Consider the following 12,653-nt stretch of genomic DNA (forward strand, 5'->3'; position numbering starts at 1 on the left):
GAATATATTATTTTATATAACAATCAAGTAATCCCTGCGCCAAAGCTGGTGCTAAGCCTGGAGTCAATGGTAATCTTGGAATAATTAAACAATGCATTAAATGATAAATATCCTGTTTACCATCCCATACTTTGCTGGATACTTTATTATTTGCATCTAACTCTTGCCACCAAGAACATCCTTCATAATCCATCAAATATGTCCGGCAATAATCCCAAAAGCGTTGGTAGTATTCTTCATATTGGCTATCATTAGTGACCGTATATAGTGCATAGGCAGTACCTAGTGCTTCAACAATAACCCAACGAATTCTCTCTCTAACAACCGGTTTGCCATCCCAATCAACCGAATAAACAAAGCCAGGCTCACCATCTACAAACCAAGCATCTCTAATCCCCGCTGCAAATAAATTTTTTGCATCTTCAAGCAACCATTCTGGTGTTTCTGCTCCAATAGAAATTAATGTAGCACGGAGGTGTAGCATTAAACGCCCCCACTCAATCCAATGTCCAGGTGTACCACCATAAGCTCGGAAATGACTTGCCGGTTGTTCTTTGTTGTAATCAACTATCGGTTGCCAACTTGGATCAAAATGTTCATTGACGCGATAGTTATTATTTTTGGCAAAATGGTGAATAATCACTGATGTAATACGGAGAGCTCTATCTAACCATTTCTTATCTTTAGTGACATCATATACAATCAGAAATGCTTCCACGGCATGCATATTTGCATTACCACCTCGATATTCTTCTGTCTTGGTAAATTGCTCATCCCATGATTCAAGACACATTTGCTCTTCTTCATTCCAAAAATATTTCTCTATAATTCCGATCGCATCATTTAACAAATCTTTTGCTCTAGGATGCCCCGTCATTACCGCACTTGCTGCTCCCAATAATACAAAACAGTGTTGATATCCTTGTTTAGAGGGATCTATTACTCCTGAATCATTAACTATCGCATACCATCCTCCATGGGCTTTATCCTTCAAAGGCCCCTCTAAAGCACGGATCCCGTGCTCAACAAGATCATAAGCTCCAGGTCGACCCATTAATGCGGATAAAGAATAAACATGCAACATTCTCGCAGTAATCCACAACTGTGTTCCCATTTCTTCTCGAATGTTTCCACTATTTCCTAGCCAACCAAATCCTGTCGGCACAACCGCTCTTCTTCCAAATTCAAAAATTCGATCTACTTCTGTTTCTAACCAAGAGTTATGCGTTTTGGTGTTGATCCATTTCATACAATATTTTCCTTTGTTAAGATAAAATCTATGATTAGCGACTATATACGAATAAATAATGACAAAAACGAAAATAAAAACAACACAAAAAAACAAGTTTTGTGAGGAATATCAAGTTTTTTGTGTCTAAATATTAACAAAGGATGATACTTCACCTTTAAAGGAGAATATCTTATTGATATAAAACATTTTTATGAAAAATCAGAGGATATTATTACAATAGAAGATAGTAATTTTTTATTGCAAAAAATTATTGATAGATCCGGATTAGTCTCTACACAAGATATGAAACAAGATTAAGATTAAGCGTAAGATAGCTGAGATAAAATCAATTTATTTATTAGTTAAAAATACCTCGACCTTATTCATTTTTAAGAGATCCATAATGTACGCAGGTGGTTTTTTATCCGTAAAAAGTAAATCGACTTGATTCAAGTGCCCAACTTCAACAGCTGCGGAAGTATGAAATTTAGAGTGATCCAAAGCTAAAATCAGCTTTTTAGAATTCTCCAACATTGATTTCACAACAGCAACTTCGTTGATATCAAAATCTAAAAGAGTTCCATCTTCAGCTACAGCACCTAAGCTGGTAATCAAGTAATCGGCTCGAAAACTATTAATTGAAGAAACAACATTAGGACCAATTATTCCACTATTATGTGCCCGCAAAATTCCTCCAACCGTGATAACTTCAAAGTTTTCATTTTGGTATAATACATTTGCCACTCGTAAGCTATTTGTAATAATTCTCAGATTTTTTCTTACTTCCAGCGCTTTTGCTATACATTCAACTGTTGTACCGATAGTGATAAATAGAGTAGAACCATCAGGAATGTACTCCGCGATCTTGTTTGCAATAGACTTTTTTTCTTCTATGTGTGAGGTTTCTCGTATAGAAAAATCGGTATTATCTATACTCGAGACTCGTCCCGCCCCGCCATGATGCCGAGAGATCAATTTCATCTGACTTAACACTCTAATATCTCTACGGATAGTTTGAGTCGTAACATCTAGAATATTAGCTAACTCTTCATTACTAATATAACCATTATCCATCACCAAAGAAATTAGCTTATCATGTCTTGGATTTCCAGTTATTGCAGTATGGTTCAAAATATTTCCTTAGTTTATAGCATTTAAATCATACTTTAATTATAGCCTATCTATTCATACACAGCATAAATTTTTCAACTTGCTGCAAATCAGGAATACCATCACGCCCTCCTTCAGCAGTACATTTTAATGCAGCTACCGCATTGGCAAATATAATTGCTTTATCTATAGAATAATTATTAGCAATTGCAAAAGCAAACGCACCATGAAATACATCCCCAGCTCCCGTCGTATCGACGACTTCTACCTTGAACCCTTTAAAGCTAGTTTGTGAATTGTCTTTAATCCAATCACACCCCTCACTACCTTTCGTCACATATACTGTACCTGCACAAATTTTCTTTGCCATTGTCAAAGCACGGTTCATATCTTTCTCATTTGTCATTTTTTCTAGACCAGATGCAGAGAATACTGCATGCTCTGCTAATTTGACTAAAGATACTATACTCTGCGGAGTTATATCGGCATCAAGCACTGTCGGTATTCCTAAGTTTTTCACTTTTCGCAAGCAATACTCTGCACCTTCATGCCATCTGACATCACATAGAACCAAATCATATTGAGTAAAATCAATCTCTTCCAACCAATCCGTACAATTTAAAAGATCTGGACTTGGGTAATTAACAATCACTCTTTCGCCATTATTATCAACAAAAATAGCCGATTGAGATGATTTGGCAGCTTCATACACTTTAATTTTACTGGTATCGACCTGATAGCTATTTAATTCTGAAATAATTGCACTACCTATGTTGTCATCTCCTAAGCGACCAATAAAATCTACTTTGGCACCTAGTTTTGCTATCGTAACTGCAGCTGTGGCAGCAGGCCCTCCGCCGACCTCTTTGTAACTATGCGCAACAAATTTTCCCCCTCCTATAGCAGGCAATTTATCTAAATAATAAATTCTATCCTGTACCGCTATACCGACGCATGCCAATTTTATCATTATTTTTTCCCTCACAGGTTTATACCAAATTTTAGTCAAATTGTACTGAATTATAATTTTAAAAAAAGTGATCTCGGTCACTTTACTTAACTAAAAATTACAAATATGATAACAAACGAAAATAATCGAACACAAAGGAGTTAAAATGTCTAATATAGCATTTATAGGTCTTGGTCAAATGGGCAAACCAATGGCTTCCAATCTCATTAAAAAAGGGCATTCGCTAAACGTCTACGATATTAATAAAACAGCAATATCCGAAGTACAATCTCTCGGTGCACACAGTTCAATTTCCCCCAAAGAGGCTGTAAAAGGGTGTGAATTTATTATTACTATGTTGCCTAACGGAAAGTTAGTTGAGAACGTGATCTTTGGGAAAGATGGAATTATCCATTCTATGGATAAAAACAGCTTAATAATTGACATGTCAACTATCCATCCGCTAGAAAGCGACAGCTTACGTAATCGATTGGCAGAATACAATATTGAGTTTATGGACGCACCTGTTGGGCGAACCTCAGATAATGCAATCGCAGGAACACTACTAATTTTAGCCGGAGGAACGCCATCGCAAATTGAGCGCTCCTCACCGATACTGCTCTGTATGGGGTCAGAAATAATAAATGCCGGAGGTCCAGGAAAAGGAATCAGAGTTAAATTAATTAATAATTTTATGAGTATTTCACTCAATGCCTTATCTGCCGAAGCGGCAACACTTTGCGAAGCATTAGAGCTTCCCTTGGACATCGCAATAGAAGTGATGAAAGGAACCCCTGCAATTAAGAGTCACTTCACAACAACCTGGGCTAATAAAGTATTACAAAATGATTTAACTCCCGCTTTCATGATAGAACTCGCGCATAAAGACTTAGGAATAGCTACTGATGTCGCTAATCAATTGCACGTTCCGCTATCTATGGGCGCTGCAGCCCTAGAAATCTATAACCAAGCAAGAGCCATGGGCAGAGGCAAGCAAGACTGGACAGCGATACTGGAGCAAGCTCGAATTAATTCAGGCTTAAAAAAATAACAAATTACTATAACCGTATAATATAGGAGATTCTAAAATGACTAATGATTCTTATACTTTGAAAGATATTGCTAGACCTTCTGGCGGTTTTGCAATGCTAGCCGTTGATCAACGAGAAGCGATGAGAAATATGTTCGCAGACTCAGGCATGAAGCAGCCTATTGCGGATAATATATTAACTGATTTTAAAGTCAACGCAGCCAAAATCATCTCGCCATATGCTTCTGCCGTATTAGTAGATAATCAATTTTGTTACTCAGAGATCGTTAAGCAAAAAGCTATTTCTGATAATTCAGCATTAATTGTTGCAGGAGATTTATTCATTCCCGGAAACGGTATTCCTGTTGATAATGTATGTATTGATCCAAATATTGATGCTCAAGAAGTAAAACAAAACGGGGGGAAAGCATTAAAGCTTCTTATCCTGTGGCGTCAAGATGAAGATGCACAACAACGGATCGAAATGGTAAAAGAGTTTAATCAAAAATGTCACTCTGCTGGACTACTTAGCATTATTGAGCCCGTCGTAAGACCTCCTAGACTTGGTGATAAATTTGATCGTGAACAATGTATCTTAAATGCTGCAAAAGAGCTAGGCGATCTCGGTTCCGATTTGTACAAAGGAGAAATGCCGCTATTTGGTAAAGGTGAATCAAAAACACTGCTAGATGCAGCTAAAAAGTTAAACGATAATATTAATATTCCTTGGGTTATTTTATCCTCAGGCATTCATGAAAATCTATTCTGCCGAGCAGTCCGAATGGCGATGCAAGCTGGTGCCTCTGGTTTTCTTGCCGGACGTGCAATTTGGGCTTCAACTATAGGCTTACCTGATACTGAACTCATGTTACGTGATATTTCGGCTCCTAGAATGCAATATCTAGGCACTCTTGTTGATGAAATTATGGCATCAAGATAATTCATTAAACTCTTAATTTAATCAGATAAATGAGGTAGTTTATGAAGCTAAAATACATCGAAAACGGATTTCAAATCATTCAAGATGATCGGATATTACTGAATCATACCAGTGATAACCCTGCATTTTTTGTCGGGATGGGGCAAGAAAAAATATCAGCTTATCGAGGAAATTTCGATATACAAGATATTTTAATGGAAAAAATTCCTTTGACTCATTGTCAATTTGATAACAATCAAATCCAACTTTCATATCAAAATAATACACCTCCGCTATTAATTCTCATGTATTCTTCATTAGAGGATGGTAAATCAATATTAACCATTAAAAGTGAAAATCCCACCCTAAACCGTTTCTGGATTAAACTTAGCTCATCCGAATCTGAAAAAGTTTGGGGTTGTGGTGAACAGATGTCTTATTTCAACCTGCGGGGACGCCACTTTCCATTATGGACTTCTGAACCAGGTGTCGGTAGAGATAAGTCAACAGAGCTCACTTTTTTATCGGATAAATATAATAAGGCTGGAGGAGATTATTATAATACTAACTACCCGCAGCCAACTTTTGTTTCCTCCGAACATTACGCCTGTCATATTAACAGTAGTGCTTACGCTGATTTTGATTTTAGGAATCAAACATATTATGAATTACAAGTGTGGGAAATTCCTGAATCAATCGAGTTTTTTACTGCTCCGACTTTTTTAGAACTCGTAGAAAAGCTGAGTCTCCGCTTTGGCAGACAGCCTGAATTGCCTGAATGGATTTACAATGGCGTTATTCTTGGGTTAAAAGGTGGCGAGGAAAATTCCTTTTCCAGATTGGAAAATGCTGTTGAATCTGGAATTCCCGTCGCTGGATTATGGTGTGAGGATTGGGCAGGAATACGAGAAACTTCTTTTGGTAAAAGGCTTTTTTGGGATTGGAAATGGAGTAAAAACCGTTATCCCAACTTAGATAATCGAATTCAAACACTTAAAGAAAAAAATATTCGTTTTCTTGCTTATGTTAGTCCATATTTATGTGAAGACGGGGAGTTATTCCCTATTGCAAAAGAAAAATCATTATTTGCTCTTAATAGTAAAGGTGAAGTTGCTTTAGTTGATTTTGGAGAATTTAACTGTGGAGTATTAGATTTTACCAATAAAGAAACGAGAGAGTGGTTTAAAAAAGAGATTATTCAAAAAAATATGCTAGATCTCGGCGTATCTGGATGGATGGCTGACTTTGGCGAATACTTGCCAACTGAGGATTTATTTTTAGCCAACGGTGTTAGCTCAACAATAATGCATAATGCTTGGCCGCCTCTTTGGGCAAGCGTTAATGCGGAAGCCGTAGCTGAAAGAGGGTTAACCGGCGAAGTGATGTATTTCATGAGAGCCGGCTTTACCAATACGCAAAAATACTGTCCTATGCTCTGGGCTGGAGATCAATGTGTAGATTTCTCCCGCCATGATGGGCTTAATACCGTTATTTGCGGCGCACTTTCATCGGGAATCCTAGGCAATGCATATCACCATAGTGATATAGGTGGGTATACCAGCCTTTTCGGAAATCGACGAACAAAAGAAGTATTTGAACGCTGGGTAGATATGGCAGCATTCACACCAATGATGAGAACGCATGAATGCAATCGGCCCGATGAGAATTTTCAGTTTGATCATGATATAGCTACCATGGCTCATTTGGCTAAAATGGTTAAAATCTATAAACATTTAACACCATATTTGAAGCATTTCTCAAATGAAGCCCACACCAAAGGCTATCCAATACAAAGGGCGCTATTCTTGCACTTTGAAAACGACTTGAATACTTACGATATTCAGGATCAATATCTTTATGGTTCAGAATTACTTGTTGCCCCTGTTCACAAACAAGCTGTACACGAATGGAAAGTATATTTACCAGCAGGTGAAACTTGGGTCTATGTATGGGATAAAAAAGAAATCCGCGGCGGACAATATCTTCTTGTTCCCGCCTTAATAGGACAACCACCGCTCTTTTATAGAAAAGATAGCAAATGGGCAACACTCTTTGATGATATTGTAAACATTGAATAGCATTTACTCATTATTTCTCAGCATTTTTAGCACAGAGTAATTACATAATATAGCAGGCAAAATAGTGATATGTTTGCCTGCTATATCCAACAAATACATTTTAGTATTTATTCCCAGTAATCCGACACCACTCTTCCTGTTCCGCTACGGGTTCTAACCGCACTTGGTTTTGATAGGCTTCGCATACGGCTTGTGCTTGGTTGGCGAGAATGCCGGATAGCCCTAGATCTGCGTTCGGTTTTAATAATGCGATGATCGGTTCAGCCAGCTCTTTCAACGGACCGGCAAGGATATTCGCCACCACCACATCGGCTTGTAGGTCTTGCGGTTGATCTTTGGCGAGAAATAACTGTAAGCGCTCGGCTACGCCGTTGCGTTCGGCATTATCACGGCTGGCAAGGATAGCTTGCGGATCGATGTCGATACCGATTGCTTGTTTCGCCCCTAACTTCAAGGCGGCAATTGCCAGAATGCCAGAACCGCAACCAAAGTCGATGACGGTTTTGCCGTTCAAATCCAAGCTGTCCAGCCATTTCAGGCAAAGTGCGGTGGTCGGGTGGGTGCCTGTGCCAAAGGCAAGACCCGGATCGAGCATCACATTGACCGCACTTTCGTCCGGTACCGGGCGCCAGCTCGGGCAAATCCACAACCGCTCGCCAAAGCGCATCGGATGAAAATTATCCATCCACTCCCGCTCCCAGTCTTTGTCTTCAATCTGCTCAATTTTATAACTGACTGCGGGGGTTAAGATCCGCTGCGCAGTCAATTCCGCAACAATTTGCTGCATATCGGTTTCTGCATCAAACAGCGCTATCACATCCGTATTACCCCACAAACGAGTTTCGCCCGGCAACGGCTCAAACACCGGTGTGTCTTGACTGTCAACAAAGGTGACCGACACTGAGCCCAGCGCCTCCAGTGTTTCACTGATTTTCTCCGCTTGTTTATCGTTACTGTTGATTCTAATTTGTACCCAAGGCATCTGTTTTTCCTCTTTTTTGATACTGTTTTTCACCGAGTTTATTGGCAACCAAGAAGGCGATTAAGCCGAACACCAGTGATGGCACGATAGCATGGAAACTCAATAATTTGAGTGAAAGAACGGTCAGCAACACATAGCTGCCCAACCCGACTGTCATTGAGGCGATCGCACCGTAAGCATTGGCTTTATCCCAATATAAACCCAGCACGATCACCCATAAAAATGCCGCTTCTAAGCCACCAAACGCAAATAAATTCAACCAAATAATCATATCCGGCGGATTGAGTGCCGCTAAAATCAAAAGTGCGGTCAAAATCAGGGTTGCCATTGATGAGAAAAGCCCGATTTTTTTCTGATTATTCGCCATTTCCGGTTTCGCTGATAAATAAATATCTTTAACGAAAATCGCCGAAGATTGGATCAATTGCGCATCAATGGTCGACATAATCGCTGACATTGGCGCTGCCAGAAAGATCCCCGCAACAATTGGCGGCAAAACTTGCAACATGAGGCTTGGGATGACTTGATCCGGAATTGTCAAATCCGGCAAAATCACTCGACCTAGCGCTCCGGAAAGGTGCATGCCGAGCATAACAATCGTCAACACGATAGTCCCGATCAACATGCCGCCATGTAATGCTTTGCTGTCTTTAAACGCCATGCAGCGCACCGCCGTATGCGGCAGCCCGACCACACCAAAGCAAACCAAAATCCAAAATGACGCCATAAACTGGAAATCCAGCATCTCATTTGGACCATATGGACTGACCAGCTGTGGATCGGTGGCAGCCAAGGCGGCAACCGCACTTTCTACGCCGCCGGCAGCATAAATCACCGCAAACAGTAAAATAAAAGTACCCAAAATCATTACCGTACCCTGAATGGTATCGGTCAATACTACGGCACGAAAACCACCGATAAAGGTGTAAATCCCGACCGTTAGTGCAAAAATCAGCAAGGATTGGGTGTAACTGATGCCGATGGTGGTTTCCAGCAAGCGCGCGCCGCCTATAAACTGCACGGTCATCGCTGCAAAAAAGGCGATTAACAGCGCCAGACAAGCGATCCACACCAGATATTTATTTTTGTAACGGTGCAACAGCAGATCATTAATCGTCAGCGCCTTGCTCTCTCTTGATAGCAGCGCAAATTTTTTGCCCAGTGCCCCCAGCGCCAACCAGACTGCCGGTACTTGAATCATAGCCAGCAACACCCAGCCCAAACCGAATTTGTACGCTGCACCCGGCCCTCCGATAAACGAACTGGCACTGGCATAGGTTGAGGCGGTGGTCATCGCCAATACAAAGCCGGTCATCGAGCGGTTACCGACATAATACTCAGTTAAAAAATCCCCTTTCGAGCGTTTAACGTAAGCATAGATTGCTGCGCCAAACACGAACGCCAGATAGATCACCAACGGAAATAGGATGCCTAAATTCATGGTTTTGTCTCCTGCTCGCTGTCGCTGTGGTTATCCAAATCAAAATCCTGATAGACAATGCGCAGCACCCAATAGGCAACCACAATAAATAAAACCGGCAGGTAGATACAGGCGAGCTCAAACCAGAGTGGAAAACCAATTGGTCCGGTTGTGCCACTCGGCAAATAGGCACACAAACACCAGCCGATCACATATAAGATAGTTAAACCCAATGCCCAACGTGCTTCTTTACTGGCTTGTTGATACTTTTCTTGCAACTTCATATGAATACCTCATACAAAAAGAACAGCATGAAAGAAAAAAGTGGAACCATTTGATTCCACTTCATTTTATTACTGATTTCTACATCGGATTAATCATGCATACCGAGTTTTTTCTCAAGGTAATGAATATTTGTGCCACCTTGTTGGAAATTTGGGTCGTCCATAATCAATTCGTGAATAGGAATATTGGTTTTTAGCCCTTCGATAATCACTTCCGATAACGCATTACGCATTCGGCTAATCGCTTCGGCACGGTTCTCGCCGTAGCTGATCAACTTGGCAATCATTGAATCATAGTGCGGTGGCACGGTGTAACCATCATAAATATGGGAATCCCACCGAATACCAAAACCGCCCGGTGTGTGTAAACGGGTTACTTTGCCCGGTGACGGCAGGAAATTGCGCGGATCTTCAGCATTAATACGGCATTCAATCGCATGCCCTTTGACTTTCACATCATCTTGGCTGAAAGATAGTGGCAAGCCGGAGGCAATGCGCAGCTGCTCTTTGACCAAGTCAATGCCGGTAATCATCTCAGTTACCGGATGCTCCACCTGAATACGGGTGTTCATTTCGATAAAATAGAACTCCCCGTTTTCATATAAGAATTCAAAAGTACCGGCACCTCGATAACCGATTTCAACACAGGCTTTGGCGCAACGGCTGCCGATGTCACGACGCAGCTCTTCGCTGATACCCGGTGCTGGCGCCTCTTCTACCACTTTTTGGTGGCGACGTTGCATTGAGCAATCACGTTCCGCTAGGTAAACCGCATTGCCATGAGTGTCTGCCAACACTTGAATTTCCACATGGCGTGGATTTTCCAAGTATTTTTCCATGTATACGACATCATTATTAAACGCGGCTTTTGCTTCAGATTTGGTCATCGCAATCGATTCTTCCAATTCAGCAGCTGAACGCACCACGCGCATACCGCGGCCACCACCACCACCGGAGGCTTTAATAATCACAGGATAACCGATACGTTCGGCAATCTCTTTATTCTTCTTGGCATCATTGCCGACCGGACCGTCAGAACCCGGCACACAAGGTACGCCAGCGGCTTTCATCGCATTGATCGCCGAGACTTTGTCGCCCATTAAGCGAATCACGTCCGCAGTGGGACCGATAAAAATAAAGCCGGAACGCTCCACCTGCTCGGCAAAATCTGCATTTTCCGACAAGAAACCGTAGCCCGGATGAATAGCGTCGGCACCGCTGACTTCTGCCGAGGCAATCAGTGCCGGAATATTCAGATAACTTTTACTTGAGGGCGCCGGTCCGATACAAATACGTTCATCTGCCAACAGGACGTGTTTTAGATCCCGATCTGCCGTAGAATGGACGGCGACGGTTTTAATGCCTAACTCTTTACAAGCGCGCAAAATACGCAGTGCGATTTCGCCGCGGTTGGCAATAACAACTTTTTCTAACATACGATTATCCGCTTAATGTTGAAAGTTCTTTATATTGAGAATTCTTTGCTTTTGAACCAAAGTGCGGTCAAAAGCGATTGCTGATAGGCAGATTACTCAATGATGATCAGGGATTGATCAAATTCAACCGCTTCGCCGTCATTAACCAAAATGGCTTTCACCACCCCGGCTTTGTCCGCTTCGATGCGGTTCATCATTTTCATCGCTTCAACGATACACAACGCATCGCCGACTTTCACCACGCTACCAACCTCAACGAAAGCGGCGGCTTCCGGGCTAGGACTGCGGTAGAAAGTACCAACCATTGGCGAACGCACGGCATGCCCTGCAATTTCGGTCGCCACCGGAGCGGCGACGGCTACAGCTGCCGGTGCAGCGGTTGGTGCCGGAGCAGCGACAGGCGCTGCCGCAGGCAACGTGTATTGCACAGCTGCCGGTGCCGGAGTGCCACGACTGATACGCACCGACTCTTCGCCTTCGGAAATTTCAATTTCCATAATGCCCGACTCTTCGACCAACTCAATTAATTTTTTAATTTTACGAATATCCATGTTTTGATTCCGCTGATTGAAATGTAAATCACACTGATCGCTTTACCGTCAATTTTGCGACAAAGGGTAAACTTCGATCATTTTATTCAGGTTATATTAAACGCAAAGATTACCTGAATTTTCGCGTATTTGCGATATAAATCTGCACTTTTAGCGCAATTTTGTCGAAAATCACTGTTTTTTGCTTAAATAATCCCAAGCAAACTCCAGTCCGAATTGATAGCCTTTTGCGCCTAAACCGCAAACAACCCCAACCGCCTTGTCACTCAGATAAGAGTGATGGCGAAACGGCTCACGCGCATGCACATTCGACAGGTGAATTTCGACAAACGGAATATTCACCGCCAACAACGCATCACGCAGTGCCACGCTGGTATGGGTAAATGCCGCGGGGTTAATCAAAATAAAATCAATCTGTTCAAAAGCTTGATGAATTTTATCAATCAATTTTTCTTCGCTGTTGCTTTGAAAGCAATCCAATTCCAGCCCAAGTGCGGTTGCCTGTTGTTGCAATTGCCGTTCAATGTCCGCCAGACTTAAACTGCCGTAATGCTGCGGCTCACGTTTGCCCAACATATTCAGATTTGGGCCGTTTAAAACAAGAATTTTTTGCGCCATGCTCTTTATTCCGTTTAAATAAATAATTTCGTCACGTGACTATTT

Annotated in this window: 12 protein-coding genes; 3 read left to right on the forward strand and 9 right to left on the reverse strand. The window is 41.6% G+C overall.

Annotated elements, in window-relative coordinates:
• Positions 1 to 7: 7 nt before the first annotated feature.
• The 3 genes from EDC16_RS05755 to EDC16_RS05765 form a co-directional block, all read right to left on the reverse strand.
• A complete protein-coding gene (locus EDC16_RS05755) occupies positions 8 to 1,249 on the reverse strand; it encodes an AGE family epimerase/isomerase (protein ID WP_132966318.1) in 1,242 nt (413 codons plus the stop codon).
• A gap of 333 nt (positions 1,250 to 1,582) precedes the next feature.
• Positions 1,583 to 2,362 carry a DeoR/GlpR family DNA-binding transcription regulator gene (locus tag EDC16_RS05760; protein WP_132966320.1) on the reverse strand — a complete coding sequence of 260 codons (780 nt, stop codon included), beginning with the start codon at positions 2,360 to 2,362 and terminating at the stop codon, positions 1,583 to 1,585.
• Between the two features lie 46 nt (positions 2,363 to 2,408).
• On the reverse strand, positions 2,409 to 3,311 hold the full coding sequence (locus EDC16_RS05765) for a sugar kinase (RefSeq protein ID WP_132966322.1): 903 nt from the start codon (positions 3,309 to 3,311) through the stop codon (positions 2,409 to 2,411).
• Positions 3,312 to 3,456: 145 nt separating this feature from the next.
• On the opposite strand from EDC16_RS05765, the gene yihU reads away from it, so the two are divergent.
• From yihU to EDC16_RS05780, 3 genes are read left to right on the forward strand one after another with little or no spacing between them, the layout of a single operon-like run.
• The gene (yihU, locus tag EDC16_RS05770; RefSeq protein WP_132966324.1) at positions 3,457 to 4,341 is read left to right on the forward strand and encodes a sulfolactaldehyde 3-reductase; all 885 of its coding nucleotides are present in this window, start codon (positions 3,457 to 3,459) and stop codon (positions 4,339 to 4,341) included.
• A 37-nt stretch (positions 4,342 to 4,378) separates the two neighbouring features.
• Entirely contained in the window at positions 4,379 to 5,260 is an 882-nt protein-coding gene (locus EDC16_RS05775; RefSeq protein WP_132966327.1) for an aldolase, read from the forward strand.
• 41 nt (positions 5,261 to 5,301) lie between these two features.
• Positions 5,302 to 7,317: an alpha-glucosidase gene (locus tag EDC16_RS05780; protein WP_132966329.1), complete on the forward strand. Its 2,016-nt coding sequence runs from the start codon at positions 5,302 to 5,304 to the stop codon at positions 7,315 to 7,317.
• Between the two features lie 100 nt (positions 7,318 to 7,417).
• Here the strand turns inward: EDC16_RS05780 and prmA are convergent, their stop codons facing one another.
• From prmA to aroQ, 6 genes are all read right to left on the reverse strand, one after another.
• A complete protein-coding gene (gene prmA, locus EDC16_RS05785; protein WP_132966331.1) occupies positions 7,418 to 8,299 on the reverse strand; it encodes a 50S ribosomal protein L11 methyltransferase in 882 nt (293 codons plus the stop codon).
• Entirely contained in the window at positions 8,280 to 9,740 is a 1,461-nt protein-coding gene (gene panF, locus EDC16_RS05790) for a sodium/pantothenate symporter (protein WP_132966333.1), read from the reverse strand. Before panF ends, prmA begins: the two co-directional genes overlap by 20 nt.
• A complete protein-coding gene (locus tag EDC16_RS05795; protein WP_132966335.1) occupies positions 9,737 to 10,003 on the reverse strand; it encodes a YhdT family protein in 267 nt (88 codons plus the stop codon). Before EDC16_RS05795 ends, panF begins: the two co-directional genes overlap by 4 nt.
• 89 nt (positions 10,004 to 10,092) lie before the next feature.
• The gene (gene accC / locus EDC16_RS05800) at positions 10,093 to 11,439 is read right to left on the reverse strand and encodes an acetyl-CoA carboxylase biotin carboxylase subunit (RefSeq protein ID WP_132966337.1); all 1,347 of its coding nucleotides are present in this window, start codon (positions 11,437 to 11,439) and stop codon (positions 10,093 to 10,095) included.
• 92 nt (positions 11,440 to 11,531) lie between these two features.
• Positions 11,532 to 11,990 (reverse strand): acetyl-CoA carboxylase biotin carboxyl carrier protein, encoded by a 459-nt coding sequence (gene accB / locus EDC16_RS05805; RefSeq protein WP_132966340.1) that lies wholly within the window; start codon positions 11,988 to 11,990, stop codon positions 11,532 to 11,534.
• Positions 11,991 to 12,161: 171 nt separating this feature from the next.
• Complete coding sequence (gene aroQ / locus EDC16_RS05810) at positions 12,162 to 12,608, reverse strand: type II 3-dehydroquinate dehydratase (RefSeq protein WP_132966342.1); 447 nt, start codon at positions 12,606 to 12,608, stop codon at positions 12,162 to 12,164.
• Positions 12,609 to 12,653 lie beyond the last annotated feature (45 nt).

This window comes from Testudinibacter aquarius (assembly GCF_004342725.1).
Classification (GTDB): domain Bacteria; phylum Pseudomonadota; class Gammaproteobacteria; order Enterobacterales; family Pasteurellaceae; genus Chelonobacter; species Chelonobacter aquarius.